Consider the following 24,189-nt stretch of genomic DNA (forward strand, 5'->3'; position numbering starts at 1 on the left):
AGGGACGGGGCGGGGCGGTCAGCCCCGAGCGGAACCGGCCTCCGTGGACGGCTCGGCATCCGCTGCGGCCTGTGCAGGACCGGTCCCCGCCGTGCGGGGCGCTTCGGTCCGCGCCGCGCCCGCTCCCTCGGACGCCGGGCGCCCGGTGGCGGGGTCGATGACGGGCAGCGCGCCGGTGGCCGCCTCGACCAGCGGATGGAACAGCGCGGCCGAAGCCAGGCCGCCGTGACGGCGGCGCGCCGAGGACACGAACGAGAGGCTCATGTCGCCCACGATAGTCACCCGGGTCCGTGATTCCGGTCACGGGAAGGCAACATTCTGGGCGGTCAGGTCACGGTTCGACGCGCGCCCGCCCCCGCGGACTGCCCGTGCAGCGGCAGCAGCCGGGGCACCAGCCGGACGAGGCTCACCATCACCCCGAGCTCCACGAGCGTCTGCGTCACCACCACGAGCGGGGCCGGGTCCAGGCTCGCCGGCAGGGCCAACGCCAGCGGCAGCACGACCAGGGAGTTCCGCGTCGCGCCCGAGAACACGAGTGCCCGTCCCGCGGGCACGTCGAGACGCGCCCACCACGCAGCCACCACGCCGAGGGCCACCATCACGGCGGCGAACGCCGCGAACAGGGGCACGACGGCGGCCAGCGCGGGCAGCCGCTCCCCCACCCCGCGGATCTGTGAGGCGACCACCGTGAACAGCGTGACGACCATGAGCGGGACCATCGCCGCCGCCATCCCCTCCTCGACCGCACGGGCCGGCCGCCGTGTCCCGCACCCCACCGCGGCCGCGCACCGCACCCCACTGGAGCAGCGCCGCGAGCGCGAGCGGCACCAGGATCAGCATGACCAGGGCACGGACGAAGGGCCCGGCGTCGACCGCAGCCACCGCCGCCTCGCCGGCGACGACGCGCAGCAGCACGGGCAGCACGACCAGCTGGACGAGCATGAGCAGCGGAGCCGCCGCCAGCAGCCGCTCGGCCGCCCCGCCCGCGAGTGCGGTGAACGCGATGACGTAGTCCACGCACGGGGCCAGCATCACGAGGAGCACGCCCACGAGCAGCGCGTCGTCGTGGGCCACGAACCGGCTCAGCCCGAACACCACCGCCGGCACCACCACGAAGTTCAGGACCAGCAGTGCCCCGAGGAACCGCCCGTCCCGCAGCCCCGCGCCCAGCGCGGCGAACGGCACCGCCAGGAACGTCGCCAGCAGGAGCAGCGCGAGGACCGGCTCGACGAGCACCGCCCACGCGTCGGCCCCGGGCACGGCCCATCCGACGACGGCGCCCGCGGCGATCCCCGCGAGGTACAGCGCCACCTGGTGGCGTTCGAGCGCGGCGACCAGGGCGCGGCGGGGCGGGGAAGAGGGCATGTCGCCAGCGTACGGAGCGATCCGGGCGGGGTCCGGCCCCTACGCTGGGGGCCATGCCCACCGCCCCCGCACCGCCCGAGGCCGCCGCCACCCCGCTGCACGTGGCCGTGCGCACGCTGGACGCCGCGGCGCTCGCGGCGGCCGGCCACACGGCGGCGAGCGCCGTGGCGGCGGTCTATGCGCACGCCGTCATGCGCGGGGCCGCGTCGTTCTGGCTGGACTCCGCTCTGCCGGACCCGGCCGAGGCGCGCTGGTCCGTGGCGGGCGACGGGCTGGACGTGCTCGGCGAGGAGCAGGGCCGTGTGCCCTCCCCCGGCCCGCGCCTGGTCCGGCACGACGACCCCGCCGATCCGGACCGCGCGTGGGCGGACCTCGCGGCCGCGGCCGCACCCCGGCCGGTGGTCGGCGGCGAGGGCCTGCCCCTGCGCGGCGGCCTGGTCGGCTGGCTCGGCTACGAACTCGGCCTGGCGGATCTGGGGGTGACACCGCCCTCACGTCGACCCGAGGACCCCGCAGCCCTGCCCGCGCAGTTCTGGGTGCGCCCGTCCCGCTACGTCGTGGCGGACCATGCGGCCGGGGTGTTGCACTGCTGCGTCGTCTCCCTCGACCCGACCGCCGCCGAGGCCGGGGCCGACCGCTGGGCGGCGGACGTGCGCCGTGCCCTCGCCGCGGCCCGCCGCGATCTCGAGACGGCGGCGGGCGACGCCGTCGTGCCGCCCCCGGAGAACGCCGGCCCGGAACCCCGGGCCGACGAGGAGGCGCCGGGCACGTGGCGCGAGGACCGGGCGGCGTACGCCGAGCAGATCGCCCGCTGCCGCGCCGCGCTGCACGCCGGCGACTCCTACGAGCTGTGCCTGACCACCCGCTTCGACGCCGATCCCGGGCTGCGCGTGGACCCGCTGGTCCTCTTCCACGCGCTCGCCGCGCATCAGCCGGCCCCGTACGCGGCGCTGCTGGAGCACGGCACGGGCGCCCGCCGGTGGGCCGTGGTCTCGGCCTCGCCCGAGCGCTTCCTCGCCGGCCGGGACGGGCGGTACAGCACCAAGCCGATCAAGGGCACCGCCGCCCGCCTGCCAGACCCGGCCGAGGACGCCGAGGCCGCCTGCACGCTCGCCGCCGACCCCAAGACGCGCGCCGAGAACCTCATGATCGTGGACCTGCTGCGCAACGACCTCTCGCGGGTGTGCGAGCCCGGCTCCGTCGAGGTGCCCTCCCTCATGGCGGTGGAGAGCTACGCGAGCGTCCACCAGCTCGTCTCCACCGTCACGGGCACGGCGCGGGCCGGCGTCGAACCCGTGGACGTGGTGCGGTCCCTGTTCCCCGGCGGGTCGATGACGGGCGCGCCGAAGCGACGCAGCGTCGAGCTGCTGGCCGCGTGGGAGGCCTCCCCGCGCGGGGTCTACTCCGGGGCGCTGGGGATGTTGAGCGCGGACGGGACGACGTCGCTGTCCGTCGTGATCCGCACGGCCGTGCTCGCCGGGGGCCGCTGGTCCGTGGGGGCCGGCGGGGCGATCGTCGCGGACTCGGACCCGGCCGCCGAGCACGACGAGGTCCTCCTCAAGGCCCGCGGCCTGCGCCGGGCCCTCGCCCGCGCCGCCGGCACGGGCCTGCCGACGACGGCGCCCGACGTCGCCTGACCCCACCCAAGGGTTCGGGGGCGCCCACCCGGGCCGCCTGCCTAGGCTGGGGACATGGCCGATCCGCACCCCGTCCTCGCCGCATCCGCCCCCGACCTCGACCCCGCCGTGCTGGACGCCGTCCGCGCACTCGTGGCCGCCGCTGAGCGTCCCGTGGTGCTCTCCGGGGCGGGGATGAGCGCCGAGTCCGGCATCCCCACGTTCCGCGACGCCCAGACCGGCCTGTGGGAGCGGTTCTCCGCGGAGGAGCTCGCCACGGAGGAGGCGTTCCTCGCGGATCCCGCGCTCGTGTGGTCCTGGTACCGGTGGCGTGCCCGGATGGTGCGGGCCCGCCGACCGAATCCGGGGCACGACGCCGTCGCCGCCTGGCAGCGCCGCACCCCCGGCCTGGAGGTGGTCACCCAGAACGTGGACGACCTGCACGAGCGCGCCGGCGCCCGGGTCCTCGCGCACCTGCATGGCTCCCTGTTCGAGCACCGCTGCGCCGACTGCGGGGCCCCCGCCGACGTCGACCCGGGCGTACCCGCGGACGAGGCGACGGCCGGCTCCGAGGCCGACCTCGAGGCGATGCTCCGCGAGGCACCGCCGACCTGCACCGTGTGCGGGGACGGGCTGATCCGCCCGGGGATCGTGTGGTTCGGGGAGATGCTGCCGGCCGAGCCCTGGGACCGCGCGTTCGCCGCGCTCGAGGACTGCGATCTGTGCCTGGTGGTCGGCACCTCGGGCATCGTCCAGCCGGCGGCGTCCCTGCCGTTCGTGGCGCTGGGCGCCGGGGCGCCCGTCGTGGAGATCAACCCGGACGAGACCGAGCTGAGCGGCGCGGTCACGCACGTCCTGCGGGGTCCCGCCGGGGCGGTGCTGCCCGCGCTGCTGGACCCGCCGGTCAGAGCCAGACGCGCCGGAACTCCGCGCCCTGCACCAGGGTGTGATGCCACTCGACGGCGGTCGAATCGGTAAGCGAGGCGATCTGGTCGATCACCACGCGCCGCCGGGCGGCGTCGTCGGGGGCCTGCGCCCAGTCGAATGCGAACATCGGCTCGAGGTACCGGTCCCCCGTCGCGTCGAGCAGCGCCACGAGCTCCGCGAGCACCTCGCGCTGCCGCGCGTAGAGCGGCTGGCGCTGCTCGGCGGTCATCACGTAGGCCGCCGCGATGCCCTTCATCACGGCGATCTCGGTCTCCGTCTCCTCGGGCACCACGACGTCGGCGCCGTGGCGGGTGAGCGGCTCGTTGCCGAACACCTGGCGCGTGGCGTCGAAGGCGGCGCTGCAGAACCGGCCGATCAGCTGGCTCGTCATGTCCTTCATCGCCGCGAGCGCCCGCCGGGAGCCGTCCATCTCGGAGACCCACACGTCGGTGTCCTCGAGGCGGGCCAGGGCCGCGTCGACCTCGGCCGGGTCCGTGTGCGGCAGGTACCACTGGCGGGTGGTCTCCACGACGCGCTCCCGGTGCTCCGGGATGGCCAGCCACTTGAGCTGGAACACGGCGTTGACCACGCCGTCCTCGACGTCGTGCACGGAGTAGGAGATGTCGTCCGCGAGGTCCATGACCTGGGCCTCCATGGACGTGCGCCTGCCGGGCACCCCGGCGCGGAACCAGCGGAACACGGGCAGGTCGTCCTCGTAGACGCCGAACTTCCGCGAACGCGTGCCGTCCGGGCGCAGCGGGGCGTCCTCACGGGTCCACGGGTACTTGCACGCGGCGTCGAGGGCGGCGCGCGTGAGGTTCAGGCCCGCGGAGGAGCCGTCCGCGAAGAGCTTCTTCTGCTCGAGGCGGGCCAGCAGCCGCAGGGTCTGGGCGTTGCCCTCGAAGCCGCCGACGTCCTCACTGGCCGCGTCGAGCGCCTTCTCCCCGTTGTGTCCGAAGGGCGGGTGGCCGAGGTCGTGGGACAGGCAGGCGGTGTCCACGAGGTCGGGGTCGCAGCCCAGCGACCGGCCGAGCTCACGCCCCACCTGCGCCACCTCGAGCGAGTGCGTCAGGCGGGTGCGGGCGAAGTCGTCCGCGTCCGGGGCGACCACCTGGGTCTTGGCCCCCAGCCGGCGCAGGCCCGCGGAGTGCAGCACGCGGGCGCGGTCCCGCTCGAAGTCCGAGCGGTAGGAGGACTTGGGCGGCTCGGGCAGCCACCGCTCCCGGTCCCACGGCGTGTAGCCGGGGGTCTGCACGGCGCGGCCGGCATACGGGGGCCGGCCTTCCGGGCCGAACAGCACCGGCTGGTGGGCGGCGCCGGTCCAGGACGACGACGGCGCGGCGGGCCTTCCGGCGGAGGGCACCGGCGTCGTGGGCTCAGCCACCGGAGACGTCCAGCTCGGCGGCGGCGATCATGGCCTGCTGCTCGGCATTGAGCTCGCGGGAGTCGAGCCAGCCGTCCGGCAGGTGCGGGCGCTTGGGGGCGCCGGAGCGGCCGCGCGGGCCCTCGGCGGCCTCGCCCGGGTAGGGCTGGTCGCGGTCCACGCGGGCGAGGATCTCGCGCATCGTGGCGAGGTCCGGGACGGTGGACAGGGCGGTGCGGATCTCGGAGCCCACGGGGTAGCCCTTGAAGTACCAGGCCACGTGCTTGCGGATGTCCCGCAGGGCCTTGAGCTCGTCGCCGCCGAAGGTGTCCACGAGCAGCTCGGCGTGGCGGTACAGCGTGTCCGCGACCATGCCGAGCGTCGGCTGGAACCGGTCCTGGCGGCCCTCGAACGCGGCCTGCAGGTCGCCGAACAGCCACGGCCGGCCCTGACAGCCGCGGCCGATCACGACGCCGTCCACGCCGGTCTGCTCGACCATCGCGATGGCGTCCTCCGCAGACCAGATGTCGCCGTTGCCGAGCACGGGGATGTCCGGCAGGGCCTCGCGCAGCCGGGCGATGTCGTCCCACACGGCGGTGCCCGAGTAGAACTGGCGCGTGGTGCGGCCGTGCAGGGCCACGGCGGCGACGCCGAGGTCGCGGGCCGTGCGGCCGGCGTCGAGGAAGGTCAGGTGGTCCTCATCGATGCCGCGACGCATCTTCACGGTCACCGGGATGTCCCTCTTCGAGGCCTCGGTGACGGCCGCCTTGACGATCGAGGCGAACAGCTCCGACTTCCACGGCAGGGCCGAGCCGCCGCCGCGCCGGGTCACCTTCGGCACGGGGCAGCCGAAGTTCATGTCGATGTGGTCGCAGCGGTCCTCCTCGACCAGCATCCGCACCGCCGCGCCGGTGGTGACCGGGTCCACGGAGTAGAGCTGGACGGAGCGGGGCACCTCGTCGGGGTCGTGCTGGATGATGCGCATCGACTCGGGCTTCCGCTCGACCAGCGCGCGGGCCGTGACCATCTCGTTGACGTAGAGGCCGCCACCGTACTCGCGGCACAGGCGGCGGAACGCGGTGTTGGTGATGCCGGCCATGGGGGCCAGGACCACGGGCGTCTCGATCGTCAGCGGGCCGAGCGTCAGCGCGGGCAGGGTCAGGCGGTCCGTCGTGGGCGCCGCGTGGCGGCCCTCGTGGAGCTGGTCGTCGTCGGCGATGCGGCGGCCCGCACCGGCGGACTTGGCGTAGTGCGCGGCGTGGGGGTCGACGACGTCGGGGGCGCCGTCGACCGCCGCCGCGGCGGGGAGGGTGTGGGAAGAAGTCATGTCGGGTCCATTCTTCCATTCCGCCCGGCACCCGCGTCACCGTGCCCCACCACGAGGCCCGCTGGGAGGCGATCGCCGAGGCGCCCCGCCAGGACGGGGCAGACCGTCCTCCCGGCGGGTCAGGCCTCGGACGACGGCGCCGTGTCCCCGCCGTCGAGCACCGCCAGCAGGTCATCGCCGGCGAACATCTGGGCGGTCTGGCGCGCCGAGGGGGTGCCCGCGTCCGGGTCCGCACCGGCGGCCAGGAGGTGGCGCATGGAGGCGACGTCCCGCTTGAACGTGGCGCAGGTCAGGGCGCGCTGGCCGCGATCGTTGGCGTGCTCGATCTCGGCGCCGGCCGCGATCAGCATCGCCACGGTGTCCGGGTGCTCGTGGTAGGCGGCGAGGGTGAGGAAGGAGTCGCCCGCGTGGTTGCGCAGGCGCGTGCTCACCCCGGCGTCCAAGTATGCCTTCAGCTGGGCCGTGTCCCCGTCCCGCGCCATGTCGAAGAGCCGGTTCGCCAGCTCGATGTCCTTCTCGCTCCACTGCTCACTCATGCCCGCCAGTATGGCGGACGCCGCGGCGATCGACCGCGCCGCAGCGACATCTCCGCGGGTCTGCCCGCAGGTGATGTCGCGGGCCGGCGGTCAGACGAGGACCGGCCCCCGGGAACAGCCCCGCCCGCCCCGCGGTTGCACCCGGCATGACCCGCAAACACCTCGGCTTCCTCAACTTCGGCCACTGGATCCACCGGCCCGGCGCCGAACCGGACGCGCGGCAGGCCCTGGACGACGTCGTCGCGATGGCCGTGGCCGCCGAGGACGCCGGACTCGACGGCGCCTGGCTGCGCGTCCACCACTTCCAGCGGATGTTCTCCTCGCCGTTCCCGATCCTCGCCGCGATGGCCGCCCGCACCGAACGGATCAGCCTCGGCACCGGCGTGATCGACCTGCGGTATGAGAACCCCCTGTACATGGCCGAGGCCGCGGCCACCACGGACCTCATCTCCGGTGGCCGGCTCGAGCTCGGCGTCTCCCGCGGCTCACCCGAGGCCGCCCTCGACGGCCAGGCACAGTTCGGCTACACCCTCGACGAGGGGCAGACCTGGGCCGACGTGACCCGCGAGCGCGGACGCCGCTTCCTCGCGGCCGTGCGCGGCGAGGGCATCGCGACGCCGGACCTCACCTCCGGCTGGGCGCACAGCTCGCAGCCGCTGCGGATCGAGCCGCACTCCCCCGGGCTCGCGGACCGCATCTGGTGGGGGTCCGGCTCTGTGGGCTCGGTGGCCGGCGCCGCCGCGGACGGCTACAACATGCTCTCCTCCACCCTGCTCCTGCAGGACGACGGCCGCCCCTTCCACGTCCAGCAGGCCGACCAGATCGCCCGCTACCGGGAGGCCTTCGCCGCGGCCGGCCACGCCGGTCCGGGCCGCACGGCGGTCACGCGCTCCGCGTTCGTCATCCAGGACCGGGAGGACGAGCTGTACTTCGGCCGGGAGCGGGCTTCGCGCGACTCCTCCGGCATGCTCGAGGGCGGCGCCGCCCGCTCCGGCCCGACCTATGCCGGGTCCGCCGAGGAGGTCGCGGAGAAGCTCGCCGCCGACGACGCCGTCGCCGCCGCCGACTGGGTCCTGTTCGCCAACCCCAACCAGCTCGGGGTCGAGTACAACGCGAAGATCTTCGCCGGCTGGGCGGAGGTCTGGCGCCTGCTCGGCTGGGATGCATGAGCGAGGCCCCGCCGCACCTCCCGACCGCCGACGACGGCGTCGCCCGAGCCCGTCGCGCGCGCTGGGCCGTCACCGCCGCCTTCGCGACGAACGGCGCCCTGCTCGGCGCGCTCATCCCGCACTACCCGGAGGCCAAGGCCGCGTTCGGCCTGGACCCGGCCGCGTTCGGCCTGCTCGTCATCGCGCTCGCCGTGGGCGGCACGCTCGCCGGGCCCCTGCCCGCGCCGATCCTGCGCCGGTTCGGCGCCCGACGCGTCATGCTCGCCGGCAGCGTGGCCATCGCCCTGCTCACGACGGCGGCCGGTCTCGTCCTCGACGTCGCCGGGGCGGGCGCGGGGGCCGGGCACGGTGCGGGCACGGCCGCGGCCTGGCCGCTGTGGGTCTTCGCGGGCCTCGTCCTGGCATCGGGGGTGCTCGACGCCGTCGTGGACACCGCCCAGAACGCGCAGGGCCTGCAGGTGCAGACCCGGCTGGCCCGGCCCGTGCTCACGACCATGCACGCCGGCTGGAGCCTCGGAGCGGCCGCCGGTGCCGGGCTCGGCGCCGCGGTCATCACCGTGGGCGGCCCCGCGGCCCTGCACCTGGGGCTCAACGGCGCCGTGTGCGTCGCGGTGCTGCTGGGGGTCCGGCGCCTGTTCCTGGCGGAGGCTCCCGTGGACTCGGCGTCCGCCCGCGACGCCTCGGATCAGTCACCCGCACCGTCGGAGACGTCCGCACCGCCCGCCCCGGCCGCCCAAGCCCTCCCCCGCCGCGCCGCCGTGGCCGTGCTCGTCCCCGCCGTGGTGATCGCGATGGCCGGCTTCGGCGTGGAAGAGTTCGGCAACGCGTGGACCACCCTGTTCCTGATCACCGAGCGCGGCCTGGACCCCGCCGCGGCGGTGCTCGGCGCGTCGACGCTGCTGGGCGCGCAGTTCGTCGGCCGCCTCGCGGGCGACCGCACCCTCGCCGTCCTGGGACGCCGCGGGGCGCTGACGGCGGGGCTGGGCGCCGTCGTCGTGGGGCTGGGACTGGCCCTGGCGCCGCTGCCGGGGCCGGTGGCCGTGCCTGCTGCGTTCGCGGGGCTGGCGCTGGCGGGGCTGGGCTGCGCCGTGGTGGTGCCCGTGGCCTATGCGCTCGGCGACGAGGCGCCCGGGCTCCGGCCGCAGACCGGGCTGGCGGTGACGAGCTGGTGCATGCGGCTGGCCGGGGTCGGGCTCAGCCCGGCGGTCGGGGCGCTGGCCGGCGCCGTCGGTCTGGCACCGGCGCTGACGGTGTTCCTGGGCCTGGCCGCCGTCGGGGCGGTGCTCGCCGCCCGGCTGCCCGCCGCCCCGTAGGAACCGCTCAGTCGTCGTCGACCTCGCCGGCGAGGGCCTGGGCCGCCAGGTGCTCCTCGGTCGCGGCCTCCCAGATCTCCTTGGCGGCGGAGCCGTTGAGCAGCACGAGAAGCACGCCCACGATGATGTCCGCCCAGCCCGATGCCGTCAGCACCGTGATCCCGGACAGGGCGATCAGCACGACGCCGGCCACGAGGTCGTTGCGCGCCGCGAGCCAGGCCGCCCGGGTGAGGGACCCGCCGTCGACGCGGACGCGGGCCAGCAGGACCACGCACACGATGTTCACGAGGAGCGAGCCGACGGCCGCCCCCAGCAGCACGCCCGCGGCCGGCGGCTCGGGGTCGCCGATCTTCGTGGCCGCCATGACGAGCGCCGCCACGGCCGGCAGCACGATGACCCCGGCCATGACCTTGCCGATGACCGCCTGCCGGGCCGCCGTCCACCCGAGCGCCACGAAGATCAGCAGGTTGACGGCGAAGTCCTCGAAGAAGTCGACGGAGTCCGCCACGAGGGCCACCGAGCCGATCCCCACCGCCAGGATGATCTCGACCACCAGGTAGGCGCCGTTGAGCAGGGCCACCGCCAGGACCGTGCCCCGCAGGGTGCGGGCGCGCCGGCGCTCCGCTGCGGCCGCCCGGTTCACGCGCCCGGCGCGTCGTCCACGAACACGTACGTGTCCACCAGCGTCCGCGCCGCGTTGCCGCCGATGAGCCCGTCCACGATCCGCTCCAGCGGGGCCATCGCCTCGTCCACCTCGATCTGCACGGGGTACTGGGCCACGAGCAGGGCGAGCAGGTCGGCCACGGCCTGCAGCGCGTCCTCCTCCCCCAGATCCGGGTCCCAGCCCACGAGCACGTCGGCCGGCGCGTCCTGGCGCTCCGGGGTGTAGGACACCGCGAACGCGCGGATGCGCCCGCCCTCGGCCTTCGGCGCGTCGCGGAGCACGACGGCGCCCGCGGCCCCGGTGGCCGGGCCCAGCAGCAGCTGCTGGGCGGCCCCGACGCTCAGGGTCGACGGGTCCCACGCGTGCACGGCGTCATAGAACGCGGCGACCGCCTGCGTGAGCTCGACGGAGCCGGTCGAGGCCTCCTCGAGGACCACGCCGTCCGGGTGCTCCTCCCCGCGCACATCCGGCAGGCCGATGGCCCCCGGGGCGATCGCGACGCGGCGGGAGCGCTGCACGGGGGTGAAGCCCTGGGCCACGAGGAACGCCTCGGTGCCGGCGGCCAGTGCGGCGGTCTGGGACCGCACGGCCTCCGTGTCCACGGGCGGGCGGCCCGTCGCACCGTCGGCCTCGGTCTGCGGGTCGGCGCCGGCCACTCCGGGCACCAGGGCGTCCTTGGCGAACCGAGCCTTCAGAGCCGTCGTCGGGATGGCGCCGGCGGCGTGCGCCTCCGCGGCGAGCCCCCGCAGGGCCGCCACGAGCGCCCGGCCGATGCCCCGGCGCCGCTCGGCAGCCGCGGTCTCGACGTACAGCCACAGCCGCCGCGGGTGCACGGACGAGGCGTAGACGACGCCGGCCGCCACCGGCACACCGGCGGCCTCGGCCACGAGCGCGCGGCGCCAGGGCCGTTCCGCGTCCTCGGCGAGCATCGCCCGGTCCTGGTGCTGCTGCGCGTTGGCCGGGTCACCCCACACCTCGAGCAGGGCCAGGTCGTCCCCGGGCTGCCAGGGACGCAGCACGATCTCCCCGCCGGCGACCGCGGCGGAGTCGAACAGCGCGCCGCCGTCGTCGTGCCCCGCGGCCCCGGCCGCTCCCGTCACGTCCCCGCTCACTTGACCAGGCGCTCCAGCAGGTAGGACTTCACCTGGGACAGGGCCACGCGCTCCTGGGCCATGGTGTCCCGCTCGCGGATGGTCACGGCCTGGTCCTCGAGGGTGTCGAAGTCGACGGTGATGCAGAACGGGGTGCCGATCTCGTCCTGGCGGCGGTAGCGACGGCCGATCGCGCCGGAGTCGTCCGTCTCGATGTTCCAGAGGGTGCGCAGCTCGGCGGCCAGGGACTGGGTGGCCGGCTGCAGCTCGGGCTTCTTCGACAGCGGCAGCACGGCGGCCTTGACCGGGGCCAGGCGCGGGTCCAGCTTGAGCACGGTGCGCACGTCCACGCCGCCCTTGGCGTTCGGGGCCTCGTCCTCGGCGTAGGCGTCCACGAGGAACGCCATCATGGCGCGGGTCAGGCCGAAGGACGGCTCGATCACGTACGGGGTGTAGTGCTCGTTGTTGGCCTGGTCGAAGTACTGCATCTTCGTGCCGGAGTGCGTCGTGTGCTGGCTCAGGTCGTAGTCGGTGCGGTTCGCGATGCCCATCAGCTCGCCCCAGCCGTCGCCGCCGGTGAAGCCGAAGTCGTACTCGAGGTCGATCGTGGCGTCCGAGTAGTGGGCCCGCTCGTCCGCGGGGACGTCGAACTTCCGCAGGTGCGCGGGGTCGATGCCGAGGTCGATGAACCAGCCCCAGCAGTCCTCCACCCAGCGGTCGAAGTGCTGGCCCGCCTCGGCCGGCGGCACGAAGTACTCGATCTCCATCTGCTCGAACTCGCGGGTGCGGAAGATGAAGTTGCCCGGGGTGATCTCGTTGCGGAACGCCTTGCCGATCTGGCCGATGCCGAACGGCGGCTTCTTCCGGGCCGCGCCCAGCACGTTGAGGAAGTTCACGAAGATGCCCTGCGCCGTCTCCGGGCGCATGTAGTGCAGGCCCTCCTCGTTGTCCACGGGGCCGAGGTAGGTCTTGACCAGGCCCGAGAACAGCTGCGGCTCGGTCCAGGCGCCCTGGGTTCCGCAGTCCGGGCACACGATCTCGGCCATGCCCTCGGCCGGCCGGCCCTTCTTGGCCTCGAACGCCTCGAGCAGGTGGTCCTGGCGGTGCCGCCTGTGGCACTGGGTGCACTCCACGAGCGGGTCGGTGAAGGTCTCGACGTGGCCGGAGGCCTCCCACACCGCGCGCGGCAGGATGATGGAGGAGTCCAGGCCCACCATGTCCTCACGGGAGCGCACGAAGGTCTTCCACCACTCGGCCTTGATGTTCTCCTTCAGCTCCACACCCAGGGGCCCGTAGTCCCACGCGGAGCGCGAACCGCCGTAGATCTCACCGGCCTGGAACACGAAGCCTCGGCGCTTGGCGAGGTTGATGACGTTGTCCAGCGGGGACTTGGCAGCCATGGGGGCATCACTTCCGTACTCATCGGCGGGGCGGGAGGGGATCACGACGACGACGGCACCCGGCCGCCTTCGACGCGGCGGGCCCGTTCCGGCGCGGCGCGCCGGTCGATCCCGTCCAGCCTACCGGCCATGATGGACACCATGACCGAGACGAACGCACCCGACGCCCAGCCCCTGCCCATCCGTGACGCATCCATCCGCCTCGGCCAGGCGCTCAAGCTCGCCTCCCTCGTGGAGGACGGCGCCATGGCCCGCGACGTCGTCACCGACGGGCTCGTCACCGTCAACGGCGCGGTGGAGACGCGCCGCGGCGCCCAGCTGCACGACGGGGACGTCGTGGAGTTCGCCGGCGAGGCGTTCGTCGTCCAGGCCGAGCAGGCCTGAGCCGGCGCCCCGGCAGGCCACCGCGGCGCCGTCGTCGAGCGTGTCCGGTGCGTCAGCCGCGGGGCGGCACCATGTGGGCGAGGTACTCCTTCACGTGGCCCAGCTCCTGCTCGTTGATCGCGTGGCCGAGCCCGGCGTAGACGATCTTCATGAGGTCCACGTGGGCGTTCAGCCAGGCGTGGGTCTCCTCCACCCGGGGCTCGGAGATGATCGGGTCCTCCTGGCCGCGGCCCCAGAAGACCTTCGGTCGGACGCGGGCGACGTCGTCGTCCCGGGTGAACAGCTCACGCAGCCGCGGCTCGGTGAGCTCCGGGTCCACCACGAAGCCGGACAGCGCCACGGTGCACGCGTAGGCCTCCGGATCCAGGCGCAGCAGCGACGTGGCCATCGCCATGCCCTGGGAGAAGCCGAGCAGGGAGACGGTGCGGAAGTCCCCGCGCACGGCCTGCACCCAGGCGTGCAGGGCCTCGACGGCCTCGCGGACCGGCTCGGCGGTGGAGCCCAGCTCGCCCGTGACCGGGTCCTGGGAGAGCGGGAACCAGGCGTGGGAGCCCGGCTGCAGGGGCAGGGGCGCGCGCACGGCGGCCACCGTCACGTGCTCGGGCAGGTGCGGGACGAGGCCGAACAGGTCGTCCTCGTTCGCGCCGTAGCCGTGCAGGACGATCAGCAGGTCCTCGGTGCGCTCGCCCTCGCGGTGGGACCAGCGGACGACGGGCTCGACGGCGGGGGTGGGGTTCGCGTTCACGCCCGCCAGCCTAGCGAGCGGCACGGTCGGCCCCTCCCGGCGGTTGACCCCTCCCGCGCGGGGCGGGCAGAATCCTACCCGTGGGTAACCCATCTTCCTCCCAGCCTCCGCACGCCTCCGACGCGACCCCGGTCGACGAACCCGCCGCCCATCCGTGGCGCCGCTACGTCGCCATCGGGGACTCGTTCTCCGAGGGCATCGGCGACCCGGACCCGGACCGCCCCGGCTACCACCGCGGCTGGGCCGACCGCCTGGCCGAGGAACTCTCCCGCCTGACCCCGGCCGGTGAGGACCTGGCCTACGCCAACCTGGCGGTCCGCGGGAAGCTGCTGGACCAGATCGCCGAGGACCAGGTCGAGCCGGCGCTCGCCCTGCGGCCGGACCTCATCAGCGTCTGCGCGGGCGGCAACGACATCCTGCGCGGCGCGGACCCGGACGAGATCGCGGCCCGGCTGGACGCCGTCGTCGAGCGTCTGGCCTCCGACGGCGCCACCGTGCTGCTGTTCAACGCGACCGACGTGAAGGGCACGCCCGTCATCGGCCGCATCCGCGGCACCGTGGCGATCTACAACGAGAACGTGCGCACCATCGCCCTGCGGCACGACGCGCTGGTGCCGGACATGTGGTCGCTCAAGGACCTCGCCCGGCGGGAGATGTGGGCCGAGGACCGTCTGCACTTCTCCGCGCTCGGCCACCACACGATCGCCGCGATGGTGCTGGACACCCTCGGCGTGGAGCACGGCCTCGAGCACCTGCGCCTCTCCCCGCCGGCGCCGCGCACGTGGCGCGCGGCCCGCGCGTCGGACGCCGCATGGGTGCGCACGCACCTGGCGCCGTGGGTGGTCCGCCGCCTCCGCGGCGTCTCCTCCGGCGACGGCGTCACGGCCAAGCGCCCCGTCCCCGAGCCGCTCTTCGGCGCGCCGATGCCGCAGGGCTCGGACCACACCGAGCCGCTGGACATCGTCGAGCCCTGAGCCCGGCCGGCGGGGACCCGTGGCCGTTTCCCGAACGACAGTGCCGCGACACGCCGCCGTTTCCCGAACGAAAGTTCAGAGGGCGAGGGTGCGCTTGAGCGTGTCGGCCACCTGGCCGTATTCGGTGAGGAAGCCGTCGTGGCCGATGGGCGAGGCGATCGTGTGCACCGGCGGCCGCGCGGGCAGCGCCGCCGCGAGCGCCTCGGACTCGGCCGGCAGGTAGAGCCGGTCCGAGTCGACGGCGGCCACGAACGCCCGGCCCCGGTAGTCCGCGAGCGCCGCCGCCACGCCGCCGCGCCCGCGCCCGACGTCGTGGCCCATGAGGGCCTCGGTGACCACGAGGTAGGAGTTCGCGTCGAACCGGTCGGTGAGCTTGGCCGCCTGGTGGTCCAGGTAGGACTCCACGGCGTAGCGCCCGCGCCCGCCCGGCACCCCGACGACGGCGCCGAACGGGTCCTCGACGCCCTGCGGTTCGCGGCCGAACCGCTGGCCGAGCTCTCCCGCCGTGCGGTAGGTGGTGTGGGCGATGCGCCGGGCGATGCCCAGGCCGGCCACGGGGCCGGGGCCGGGGTAGTAGTCGCCGCCCTGGAAGTCCGGGTCGAGGCGGATGGCCGCGGTCTGGGCCTGCCCCCACGCGATCTGGTCGGCGGAGGAGGCCGCGGTGGCGGCCAGCACACCCACCCCGGCGACGCGCGCGGGGTGGGTCGCGGCCCACTCGAGGGCGCGGGCCCCGCCCATCGATCCGCCGATCACGGCGCGCCAGGCGCCGATCCCGAGGTGGTCGGCCAGGCGCCGCTCGGCCTCGACCGCGTCCCGCAGCGTGAGGAACGGGAACCGGGAGCCCCAGGGCCGCCCGTCGGGGGCCGGCGTCGAGGGCCCGGTGGAGCCGTGGCAGCCGCCGATCATGGCGGGGGCGACCACGAACCACCGGTCCGTGTCCACGGCGCGGCCCGGGCCGACGAGGGCGTCCCACCAGCCCGGCGTCGGGTCCTCCTCGTGCGCGGCCACGTGCGCGTCGCCGGTGAGGGCGTGCAGCACGAGCACGGCGTTGGCGCCGTCGGCGGCGAGGGTGCCCCAGGTCTCGTAGGCCAGCTCGACGTCGGGCAGCAGCCCGCCGGTCTCGGTGCGCAGCTCGCCGACCCGCAGGCGGTGGCGACCGCCGCGGGGCAGCGCGGTGCGCGACGGACGCGTGGCGACGGCGGTCATGCCCGCTCCCCCGCGTCGTCGTCGCCGCGGCGGGCGGCGGCCGCGAAGCCGCGCTCGAGGTCGGCGAGGATGTCCTCGACGTCCTCCACGCCGAGCGAGAGCCGCACCAGGCCGGGGGTGACGCCGGCGGCGCGCTGCTCGTCGTCGGTGAGCTGGGAGTGGGTGGTCGAGGCCGGGTGCACCACGAGCGAGCGGACGTCGCCGATGTTGGCCACGTGGTGGTGCAGGGTGAGCCCGTCCACGAACGCGGCCCCGGCCTCGCGGCCGCCCGCGATCTCGAAGGAGACGAACGCGCCCGCGCCCTTCGGCAGGTAGCGCTGGGCCCGCTCGTGCCACGGGCTGGACTCCAGGCCGGCGTAGACCACGTGCTCGACGTCGTCGCGGCCCTCCAGCCAGCGCGCCACCGCGGCCGCGTTGGCCACCTGCCGCTCCATCCGCAGGGAGAGGGTCTCCAGGCCGAGGTTCACCAGGAACGCGTTGAACGGGGAGATGGCCGAGCCGTAGTCGCGCAGCAGCTGCACGCGCGCCTTGAGGATGAAGGCCAGGTTGGCGCCGAGCGGCGAGCCCACCCCGAGGTCCCGCGCGTAGACGAGGCCGTGGTAGGACTCGTCCGGCTCGTTGAAGCCGGGGTACCGCTCGGCGTGCTGCGCGTAGTCGAACGTGCCGGCGTCGACGATCACGCCCGCGATGGCCGCGGCGTGCCCGCCGAGGTACTTCGTGGCGGAGTGGGTGACGACGTCGGCGCCGTGCTCGATCGGCCGCAGCAGGTACGGGGTGGCCAGCGTGTTGTCCACGATCAGCGGCACGCCGGCCTCGTGGGCGGCGTCGGCGACGGCGCGCACGTCCAGGACGTCCCCGCGCGGGTTGCCGAGGGTCTCGCCGAAGAACGCCGTGGTGTTCGGCCGGACGGCGGCGCGCCAGGACTCGAGGTCGTCCGGGTCGGTCACGAACGTCGTCTCGACGCCGACCTTGGCGAGGGTGTGCTTGAACAGGTTCTGCGTGCCGCCGTAGAGGCTGGCCGAGGCGACCACGTGGTCGCCGGCGCCGGCGACGTTGAGGATCGCGAACGTCGTCGCCGCCTGACCGGAGGCCAGCAGCAGCGCGCCCACACCGCCCTCGAGCGCGGCGATCTTCTCCTCCACCGGGCCCTGCGTCGGGTTGCCGATGCGGGTGTAGAGCGGGTCGAGGTCCTTGAGGGCGAACCGGTCCGCGGCCACCTGGGCGGACGGGAAGTCGTACGAGGTGGTCTGGAAGATCGGCAGGGCGGTCGCACCGAAGGCGTGCTGGCCGACGGCGACGCCCGCGTGGACCTGCGCGGTGGAGAAGCCCCAGGCGTCGGGGGTCGGGGTGGGCTGGTCGGTCATGGCGGACCCTCCTGAAGGGTTCAGGGGCCGGACCCGGCCGCCCCGCCCGCCGGCCGACGTGCCGATCCGCGGACCGGCGTCGTCGAGGTGCCGGAGATGACCCGGCGCCGTCGAGAGGGGCCGTGGGATCGGCCCGCGCTTGCCGGCATCCGTTGTGGGGCCGGCCTGGTCGTCACCCGGGGCACCCCACCGCGGAAGGAGGGTTGCCGGTCAGCATGCCGGGGCCTGTTGCTGACTCTCGTGACCGTGCCTCCGAGTGTAGCCCGCCGCCCCGCCACGATTTCGTCACGCGTGTCACACGCGGATACGCTCTCCGCACGGGGCACCCGACCCGTCAAGGGCTCGACGCCCCTCGACTCGCACCAGGTCAACCCCCGGGGCAGCCCGGGAACGGAGAGGAACAGCGCAGTGCACACCTGTCGCATGGACCACGTGTCCTACGCCGCCGGCCCCGAGGGCCTGGACGCCACGGTCGCCCGCATCGCCGAGACGCTGGGCATCGAGCGGATCAAGGGCGGTGTCCACCCACGTTTCGGCACCCAGAACGCACTGTTTCCCATGACGGAGGGGCAGTATCTGGAGGTCGTCGAGGCCCTGGACCACCCGGCCTCCCTCAGCGCGCCGTTCGGCCAGCTCGTGCGCGCCCGCACCGAGCAGGGCGGGGGCTGGATGAGCTGGGCCGTGGCCACCCCGGACATCGGCCGGTTCGAGCGCCGCCTCGGCCGCGAGGCCGTCCCCGGCAACCGTCGCTTCCCGGACGGCCGCGAGCTGTCCTGGCGGCAGATCGGCATCAAGGGCACCCTCGCGGACCCGCAGCTGCCGTACATCCTGCGCTGGGCCGACGGTCAGGAGGACATGCACCCCTCGCAGGCGGCCGAGCCGCAGGCCACCATCGAGCACCTGAACATCGCCGGCTCCCCCGAGCGCCTCGCCGAGTGGCTCGGCGGCGAGGACGAGGACGGCCAGGTCCAGGACGTGAACATCGAGTACGTCGCGCCCTCCGGCACCCCGGGCATCGTCTCGGTCACCTTCCGCACCCCGAAGGGTGAGATCACGCTCTGAGCGCGGGGGCGGGGCCGCTCAACCGAGCAGCCCCGCCCGCGCCAGCAGCGGGTAGCCGACGAACCCGACGGCGTCCAGCAGCGCGTGCGCGATGACCAGCGGCATCACCCGGCGCACCCGCAGGAACACGAGCGCGAACACCACGCCCATCAGGGCGTTGCCCACGCCCGGCCCGATCCCCTGGTACAGGTGGTACGCCCCGCGCAGCAGCGCGAGGGCGAACACCACGACGGCCGCGCGGGTCGGCAGGTACAGCCCCTCGGCGCTCACCCACGACGACGGCACGGCCGGTGCCGGATCGCGCGCCAGCCCCGCGGCGCGCAGCCGCTGCAGATACCCGAGCCGGTCGACGAGCCAGGCGCCCACGATGACCTCCTCCAGCAGTCCGTGCCGCAGCGCGGAGAGCAGCAGGACCGGCACCTGGTACCAGCTCTGACCGAGCGCCGAGCCGACGATCGCCGTCGTGATCCCCAGGGCACGGCCGGCGGCGTAGACGCCGAGCGTGCCCAGCCCGATGGCCGCGAACAGGCCCAGGCCCCAGGCCAGGTCGCGGCCGGGGCGGCGCAGGTCGAGGCCGAGCACCCGGAACGGGTTCCGGCCGCGCAGGTGCATCAGGTGCAGCACGAGGGCCACCGGCACCAGCGCGAACCCGATGCCGAGCAGCTGGTAGGTCAGGTCGAAGGCCCAGCGGTCGGCCAGGGCCGGGTTGAGGACGGTGGTCTGCTCGCCGAGCGGGGCCTGGGTGGCCTTGTCGATGAGCTGGACGATCGCGTAGACCGCCGACTTCCCCAGGGAGAGGCCGAGGACGATCGCGATCTCCCACCGCACCGTGCGCGCCGAGGGGGCGGGCAGCGCGGGGGCGGGTCGGACGGCCGGGCCGGCCGGGGTGCGGGACGTGCGCGGGGTGGCGGGCATGCCCCCCAGTATCCGCCCGCCCCCTCTCCCCCGGGCGCTTTCGAACGTGAGGGAGGGCCTATCTCCCGTTCGAAGGTCCCCATCCCCCCGATGTCACGTTCGAAAGTCCGGGAGGGAGGAGGGCGGGTTAGCGTGGTCGTGTGGTCTCCCCGCCTGCCCCCAGCGAGCTCGAGCTGGTCCACCGCGCCCTGCAGCACCTCCGCCCCGGCCTCGACCCCGCTCTCGCCCACCGGCTCCGCACAGCCGACTGGGCCGCGGCGTCCGTGGAGGAGGGCGGGCAGTTCCACCGCGTGCTCGTGCTCGAGGACGTCGGCGTCCTCCGGATGACGCGGGCCCACGAGGTCGGCGCCGCCCCGGCCGCGCGGTGGGCGCCCGAGCGGGACCCCGCGGCACACCTGCCCCGGCGCCTGGCCCTCCTCGACGGGCTCGCCGCGGCCCTGGCCGAACGCGACGTGTCGTGGGCCGTCCCGGTCGCCCTCTCGGACCCCGTCCCCGCGGGCCCGGGCGCCGCGGTGCTGCAGCGCTTCCTCCCGGGCGGGCCGCACCCGCCGCACGAGGGCGATCCGGCCGTGCTGCGCGGCGTCCTCGACGATCTCGCCGTCGTGGACGTCACCGACCCGCGGATCGCCCCGCACCTCGGCCGCCCGTTCGCCTTCCGCGGGCCGTGGACGCCGGAGCGCGCCCGGCACGTCGCGGCGCTGCCGGGGGCGGTCGCCGCGCGCCTGGGCGCGTGGGAGGGGCACGACGTCGACGCGCGGCTGGGCGCCGAGGCGTGGCCGGACGCGGTGGCCGCCCTCGCGGACGCGGTGACGACGTGGACCGCCGCGCCGCCCGTGCCGCCGTCGCTCGTGCACGGCGACCTGGCCGGGCACAACATGCGCTGGCGCGCCGTGCCCGAGGACGAGGACCCGCGCGCCCCGCTGCGCTGGGCGCTGGCCGGGGTGCTGGACTGGGACCTCGCGTGCGCGTGGGACCCCGCCCTCAACGTCGCCTACCTGGCGCTGTGGCACAGCGAGGAGAAGGTGCCCGACCTGGCCCGGGACGCGGCCGAGGCGCGCCGGGCCCGCGTGTGGCTCGGGGCGATGGCCCTGGAGACGCTCGACGACGCGGCGGCCCGGGACGCGATCGTCGGCGGGCTGGCCGCGGGGTCCTGGCGGCGCCTGCTGCGCAAGACCCTGCCCCGCGTGGCGCGGGCCCTCACCGCCCTGGACGGCTGAGGGCCCGCGCGGTCGTCAGGACACGCCCAGGCGCTCCAGGACGATCTCGCGGACGCGGCCGGCGTCGGCCTGCCCGCGGGTGGCCTTCATGACCGGGCCGATGAGGGCGCCGACGGCCGCCATCTTGCCGCCCTTGATCTTCTCGGCCACGTCCGGGTTGGCGGCGATCGCGGCGTCGACGGCCTCGGTGAGCGCGCCGTTGTCGGACACCACGGCCAGGCCCTTCGCCGAGACGACCTCCTTCGGGGCGCCCTCACCGTCGGCCACGAGACCGAGCACCTGCTTGGCGATCTTGTCATTGATCGTCTTCGCGGCGATCAGCTCCTCGATCTCCACCACGTGCGCCGGGGTGATCCCCAGCTCGGCGACGGCGACCTCGCGGACGTTCGCCAGGCGGGCGATCTCGCCCATCCACCACTTGCGGGCGGTCGCCGCGGAGGCGCCGGCCTCCACGGTCGCGACGATCTCGTCCAGGACGCCGGCGTTGACGACGTCGCGGAACTCCTCGTCCGAGAAGCCCCACTCGGCCTTGAGCCGCTTGTTCCGCACGGCCGGCAGCTCGGGCAGGGCCGCGCGCACGCGCTCGACCCACGCGGCGTCCACGTGCACGGGCACGAGGTCCGGCTCGGGGAAGTACCGGTAGTCGTCCGCGTCCGACTTCGGGCGGCCCGAGGTGGTGCTGCGGGTGTCCTCGTGCCAGTGGCGGGTCTCCTGCGTCACGGTGCCGCCCGCGGCGAGCACCGCGGCCTGGCGCTGGATCTCGTGGGTGACCGCGTGCTGCACGGCGCGCGTGGAGTTCACGTTCTTCGTCTCGGTGCGGGTGCCGAACTCGGTGGCGCCCTTGGGCATCAGCGAGACGTTGGCGTCGCAGCGGACGTTGCCGCGCTCCATCCGCGCGTCGGAGATGTCGATGGCCTGCACGATGTCCCGGATCGCGGTGACGTAGGCGCGGGCCAGCTCGGGGGCCCGCGCGCCGGCGCCGACGATCGGCTTGGTGACGATCTCGATGAGCGGCACGCCCGCACGGTTGTAGTCGACGAGGGACGCCGAGGCGCCCTGGATCCGCCCGGAGCCGCCCACGTGGGTGAGCTTGCCGGCGTCGTCCTCGAGGTGCGCGCGCTCGATCTCCACGCGGAAGACCTCGCCGTCCTCCAGCTCGACGTCCAGGTGGCCGTCGAAGACGATCGGCTCGTCGTACTGGGAGGTCTGGAAGTTCTTCGGCGTGTCCGGGTAGAAGTAGTTCTTCCGCGCGAACCGGCAGGTCTCGGCGACCTGCGCGTCCAGGGCCACGCCCAGGCGGATCGCGTACTCCACGACCTCGCGGTTGAGCACCGGCAGGGTGCCGGGCAGGCCGAGGTCGAGCGGGGTCACGTTGGTGTTCGGCTCGTCGCCGAACGCGTTGGGCGCCGAGGAGAAGATCTTCGTGGCGGTGTTCAGCTCCACGTGCACCTCGAAGCCCAGCACGGGGTCGAAGCGCTCCATCGCCTCCGCGAAGTCCATGGTCTGCTCTGCGTGGCTCATGCCCGGCCTCCTGCCGTGGTCGCGGTGGTGGCGCGCTGTGCGCCCTTCTCCAGCTCGGGGGCCTCGGCCCACACCGGCCCGCCCCGGCGCTGGGCCACGAGGCGTTCGAGCGCGGCGCCGGCCTCGTACAGGCGCGCGTCCTCGCGCGCCGGCGCCATCAGCTGCAGGCCGTAGGGCAGCCCGTCGACGACGCCGCCCGGCACGGACATGCCCGGGATGCCGGCGAGGTTGGCCGGGATGGTGGCCAGGTCGTTGACGTACATGGTCATCGGGTCGTCCGTCTTGGCGCCCAGCTCGAACGCCAGGGTCGGTGCGGTGGGCGTGAGGAGGACGTCCACCTGCTCGAAGGCGCGGGCGAAGTCCTCCTGCACGAGCGTGCGGACCTTCTGCGCGGAGCCGTAGTAGGCGTCGTAGTACCCGGCGGACAGCGCGTAGGTGCCCAGGATGATGCGGCGCTTGACCTCGGCGCCGAAGCCGGCGGCGCGGGTGGCGCCCATGACCTGCTCGATCGTGCCGCCGCCGTCGGGCACCACGCGGTGGCCGTAGCGGACGCCGTCGAAGCGGGCCAGGTTGGAGGAGGCCTCCGAGGGCATGATCAGGTAGTACGCGCCGAGGGCGGCGTCGAAGCTGGGGCAGGAGACCTCCACGATCTCCGCGCCGGCCTCACGCAGGGCGGCGACGTGCTCGTCGAAGCCGGCCCGGATGCCCGGGTGGAACGCGTCCGCCGGCAGGTCCGTCACGACGCCGACGCGCAGCCCCGCCAGGTCACGGCCGCGGGCCGCGGCGGTCAGGTCCGCCGGCGCGTCGGCCAGGGACGTGGAGTCCTGCGGGTCGGGGCCGCCGATGACCTGCTGCAGCGCCGCGGCGTCGGCCACGGTGCGGGCGGCGGGGCCGATCTGGTCCAGTGAGGAGGCCATCGCGATCAGGCCGTAGCGGGAGACGGCGCCGTAGGTGGGCTTCACGCCGACCGTGCCGGTGAACGCGGCGGGCTCACGGACGGAGCCGCCGGTGTCCGAGCCGAGGGCGAAGGGGGCCAGGAAGGCGGCGACGGCGGCCGCCGACCCGCCGCCCGAGCCGCCGGGCACGCGGTCCCCGTCCCACGGGTTGCGGGTGATGCCGAACGCGGAGTGCTCGGTGGAGCCGCCCATCGCGAACTCGTCGAGGTTGGTCTTGCCGAGGATCGGCAGGCGGGCCTCGCGGAGGCGGGCCACCACCGTGGCGTCGTACGGGCTGAGCCAGCCCTCGAGCATGCGGGAGGCGGCCGTGGTCGGCTGCCCGCGGGTGACGATGTTGTCCTTCACGGCCACGGGCACGCCGGCCAGCGGGTGCAGGGCGTCGGCCTCGGGGCCGCCGGCGGCGCGGATCGCGTCCACCTCGGCGGCGACGGCGAGGGCCTCGTCCGTGTTCACGTGGAGGTAGGCGCGCACGCCGCGGTCGCCGTCGGCGTCGGCGCGCACGTCGCCGTCGTGGGCCGCGATGCGGTCCAGGTGGGCCTGGACGAGCTCCACGGAGGTGGTGGTGCCGGCGCGCAGGCGCTCGGCCATCTGCAGCGCGGTGAGCCGGACGAGCTCGTCGGCGCCGAGGGTCGCGTTCACGTCGAACGTCTCGGTCATGGGGGTGATCACTCTCCGTCCAGGATGGCGGGGACCTTGAACTGGCCGTCCTCGGAGTCCGGCGCCTGGTCGAGGGCCTCCTCCTGCGTGAGCATGCCGGCCGGCACGTCCTCGCGGAACACGTTCTGCAACGCGATGGGGTGGGACGTCGGCGTCACGTCGTCGCCCGCGGCGGCCTGGACCGCGGAGACGTGCTCCAGGATCTTCTCCAGGTCGCCGGACATCGTGTCCAGCTCCTCGTCGGTCATCCGGATGTGGGCCAGGCGAGCCAGATGCTCCACCTGATCCCGGGTGATCTCAGGCATGGATCTCCTCGTGTGACGGGTCGGGGCGGGGTGGACGACGCCGGCGCGGCGGCGGCCACATCGGAATCGAGTCTAGTGCCGGGGCCTGCCCGGCCGCGGCCACCGCGTCGAG

22 protein-coding genes, 1 pseudogene and 1 riboswitch are annotated in these 24,189 nt (G+C 74.8%); of the genes and pseudogenes, 8 read left to right on the plus strand and 15 right to left on the minus strand.

Features of this window, described 5'->3' with window-relative positions; all coding sequences use genetic code 11:
* Positions 1-18 precede the first annotated feature (18 nt).
* On the minus strand, positions 19-264 hold the full coding sequence (locus tag AC0VX4_RS08045) for a hypothetical protein (protein WP_145032370.1): 246 nt from the start codon (positions 262-264) through the stop codon (positions 19-21).
* 62 nt (positions 265-326) lie between these two features.
* Positions 327-1,365: pseudogene (locus AC0VX4_RS08050) on the minus strand (arsenic resistance protein).
* Positions 1,366-1,418: 53 nt separating this feature from the next.
* Here AC0VX4_RS08050 and AC0VX4_RS08055 point away from each other — a divergent pair.
* Positions 1,419-3,002: an anthranilate synthase component I family protein gene (locus tag AC0VX4_RS08055; RefSeq protein WP_475464192.1), complete on the plus strand. Its 1,584-nt coding sequence runs from the start codon at positions 1,419-1,421 to the stop codon at positions 3,000-3,002.
* Between the two features lie 54 nt (positions 3,003-3,056).
* Positions 3,057-3,959 (plus strand): SIR2 family NAD-dependent protein deacylase, encoded by a 903-nt coding sequence (locus AC0VX4_RS08060; protein ID WP_475464193.1) that lies wholly within the window; start codon positions 3,057-3,059, stop codon positions 3,957-3,959.
* Here AC0VX4_RS08060 and AC0VX4_RS08065 read toward each other — a convergent pair.
* From AC0VX4_RS08065 to AC0VX4_RS08075, 3 genes are all read right to left on the minus strand, one after another.
* Positions 3,886-5,292 carry a deoxyguanosinetriphosphate triphosphohydrolase gene (locus tag AC0VX4_RS08065; RefSeq protein WP_475464194.1) on the minus strand — a complete coding sequence of 469 codons (1,407 nt, stop codon included), beginning with the start codon at positions 5,290-5,292 and terminating at the stop codon, positions 3,886-3,888. The genes AC0VX4_RS08060 and AC0VX4_RS08065 overlap by 74 nt on opposite strands.
* On the minus strand, positions 5,285-6,598 hold the full coding sequence (dusB, locus tag AC0VX4_RS08070; RefSeq protein ID WP_387101981.1) for a tRNA dihydrouridine synthase DusB: 1,314 nt from the start codon (positions 6,596-6,598) through the stop codon (positions 5,285-5,287). The genes AC0VX4_RS08065 and dusB overlap by 8 nt, the downstream gene beginning before the upstream one ends.
* Positions 6,599-6,717: 119 nt before the next feature.
* Positions 6,718-7,134 (minus strand): ankyrin repeat domain-containing protein, encoded by a 417-nt coding sequence (locus AC0VX4_RS08075; RefSeq protein WP_216879637.1) that lies wholly within the window; start codon positions 7,132-7,134, stop codon positions 6,718-6,720.
* 146 nt (positions 7,135-7,280) lie between these two features.
* Here AC0VX4_RS08075 and AC0VX4_RS08080 point away from each other — a divergent pair, with 146 nt between their 5' ends.
* Positions 7,281-8,303 carry an LLM class flavin-dependent oxidoreductase gene (locus AC0VX4_RS08080; protein WP_475464195.1) on the plus strand — a complete coding sequence of 341 codons (1,023 nt, stop codon included), beginning with the start codon at positions 7,281-7,283 and terminating at the stop codon, positions 8,301-8,303.
* A complete protein-coding gene (locus AC0VX4_RS08085; protein WP_475464196.1) occupies positions 8,300-9,616 on the plus strand; it encodes an MFS transporter in 1,317 nt (438 codons plus the stop codon). Before AC0VX4_RS08080 ends, AC0VX4_RS08085 begins: the two co-directional genes overlap by 4 nt.
* A 7-nt stretch (positions 9,617-9,623) precedes the next feature.
* On the opposite strand, the gene AC0VX4_RS08090 is transcribed toward AC0VX4_RS08085, so the two are convergent.
* Genes AC0VX4_RS08090 through AC0VX4_RS08100 form a run of 3 tightly spaced genes read right to left on the minus strand, consistent with a single transcriptional unit; the run spans position 9,624 to position 12,771 of the window.
* The gene (locus tag AC0VX4_RS08090) at positions 9,624-10,259 is read right to left on the minus strand and encodes a cation efflux transmembrane domain-containing protein (protein ID WP_475464197.1); all 636 of its coding nucleotides are present in this window, start codon (positions 10,257-10,259) and stop codon (positions 9,624-9,626) included.
* Positions 10,256-11,392 (minus strand): GNAT family N-acetyltransferase, encoded by a 1,137-nt coding sequence (locus tag AC0VX4_RS08095; RefSeq protein WP_475464198.1) that lies wholly within the window; start codon positions 11,390-11,392, stop codon positions 10,256-10,258. The genes AC0VX4_RS08090 and AC0VX4_RS08095 overlap by 4 nt, the downstream gene beginning before the upstream one ends.
* Positions 11,389-12,771, minus strand: a complete 1,383-nt coding sequence (locus tag AC0VX4_RS08100; RefSeq protein ID WP_475464199.1) for a glycine--tRNA ligase — start codon at positions 12,769-12,771, stop codon at positions 11,389-11,391. The genes AC0VX4_RS08095 and AC0VX4_RS08100 overlap by 4 nt, the downstream gene beginning before the upstream one ends.
* A gap of 141 nt (positions 12,772-12,912) precedes the next feature.
* On the opposite strand from AC0VX4_RS08100, the gene AC0VX4_RS08105 reads away from it, so the two are divergent.
* Positions 12,913-13,155 carry an RNA-binding S4 domain-containing protein gene (locus AC0VX4_RS08105; protein ID WP_475464200.1) on the plus strand — a complete coding sequence of 81 codons (243 nt, stop codon included), beginning with the start codon at positions 12,913-12,915 and terminating at the stop codon, positions 13,153-13,155.
* A gap of 52 nt (positions 13,156-13,207) precedes the next feature.
* Here AC0VX4_RS08105 and AC0VX4_RS08110 read toward each other — a convergent pair whose 3' ends face one another.
* On the minus strand, positions 13,208-13,900 hold the full coding sequence (locus tag AC0VX4_RS08110; RefSeq protein ID WP_475464201.1) for an alpha/beta hydrolase: 693 nt from the start codon (positions 13,898-13,900) through the stop codon (positions 13,208-13,210).
* A gap of 80 nt (positions 13,901-13,980) precedes the next feature.
* Here AC0VX4_RS08110 and AC0VX4_RS08115 point away from each other — a divergent pair, with 80 nt between their 5' ends.
* Complete coding sequence (locus tag AC0VX4_RS08115) at positions 13,981-14,874, plus strand: SGNH/GDSL hydrolase family protein (protein WP_242934174.1); 894 nt, start codon at positions 13,981-13,983, stop codon at positions 14,872-14,874.
* Positions 14,875-14,949: 75 nt separating this feature from the next.
* Here AC0VX4_RS08115 and metX read toward each other — a convergent pair whose 3' ends face one another.
* Positions 14,950-16,080 (minus strand): homoserine O-acetyltransferase MetX, encoded by a 1,131-nt coding sequence (gene metX / locus AC0VX4_RS08120; RefSeq protein ID WP_144819137.1) that lies wholly within the window; start codon positions 16,078-16,080, stop codon positions 14,950-14,952.
* Positions 16,077-17,444 (minus strand): O-acetylhomoserine aminocarboxypropyltransferase/cysteine synthase family protein, encoded by a 1,368-nt coding sequence (locus AC0VX4_RS08125; protein ID WP_475464202.1) that lies wholly within the window; start codon positions 17,442-17,444, stop codon positions 16,077-16,079. The genes metX and AC0VX4_RS08125 overlap by 4 nt, the downstream gene beginning before the upstream one ends.
* 130 nt (positions 17,445-17,574) lie before the next feature.
* A riboswitch (SAM riboswitch) is annotated at positions 17,575-17,690 on the minus strand.
* A gap of 177 nt (positions 17,691-17,867) precedes the next feature.
* Here AC0VX4_RS08125 and AC0VX4_RS08130 point away from each other — a divergent pair.
* A complete protein-coding gene (locus AC0VX4_RS08130) occupies positions 17,868-18,506 on the plus strand; it encodes a VOC family protein (RefSeq protein ID WP_020625524.1) in 639 nt (212 codons plus the stop codon).
* An 18-nt stretch (positions 18,507-18,524) separates the two neighbouring features.
* Here AC0VX4_RS08130 and AC0VX4_RS08135 read toward each other — a convergent pair whose 3' ends face one another.
* Entirely contained in the window at positions 18,525-19,421 is an 897-nt protein-coding gene (locus AC0VX4_RS08135) for a CPBP family intramembrane glutamic endopeptidase (RefSeq protein ID WP_475464203.1), read from the minus strand.
* Positions 19,422-19,561: 140 nt separating this feature from the next.
* Here AC0VX4_RS08135 and AC0VX4_RS08140 point away from each other — a divergent pair, with 140 nt between their 5' ends.
* Positions 19,562-20,638 (plus strand): phosphotransferase family protein, encoded by a 1,077-nt coding sequence (locus AC0VX4_RS08140; RefSeq protein ID WP_475464204.1) that lies wholly within the window; start codon positions 19,562-19,564, stop codon positions 20,636-20,638.
* Between the two features lie 15 nt (positions 20,639-20,653).
* Here the strand turns inward: AC0VX4_RS08140 and gatB are convergent, their stop codons facing one another.
* From gatB to gatC, 3 genes are read right to left on the minus strand one after another with little or no spacing between them, the layout of a single operon-like run.
* Complete coding sequence (gene gatB / locus AC0VX4_RS08145; RefSeq protein WP_475464205.1) at positions 20,654-22,159, minus strand: Asp-tRNA(Asn)/Glu-tRNA(Gln) amidotransferase subunit GatB; 1,506 nt, start codon at positions 22,157-22,159, stop codon at positions 20,654-20,656.
* On the minus strand, positions 22,156-23,772 hold the full coding sequence (gene gatA / locus AC0VX4_RS08150) for an Asp-tRNA(Asn)/Glu-tRNA(Gln) amidotransferase subunit GatA (protein ID WP_475464206.1): 1,617 nt from the start codon (positions 23,770-23,772) through the stop codon (positions 22,156-22,158). The genes gatB and gatA overlap by 4 nt, the downstream gene beginning before the upstream one ends.
* A gap of 8 nt (positions 23,773-23,780) precedes the next feature.
* Positions 23,781-24,077 (minus strand): Asp-tRNA(Asn)/Glu-tRNA(Gln) amidotransferase subunit GatC, encoded by a 297-nt coding sequence (gatC, locus tag AC0VX4_RS08155; protein ID WP_049146890.1) that lies wholly within the window; start codon positions 24,075-24,077, stop codon positions 23,781-23,783.
* Between the last annotated feature and the right edge of the window lie 112 nt (positions 24,078-24,189).

It is taken from the genome of Micrococcus sp. 63XJN7_8_ISO-PGPR-S23-253 (assembly GCF_056173425.1).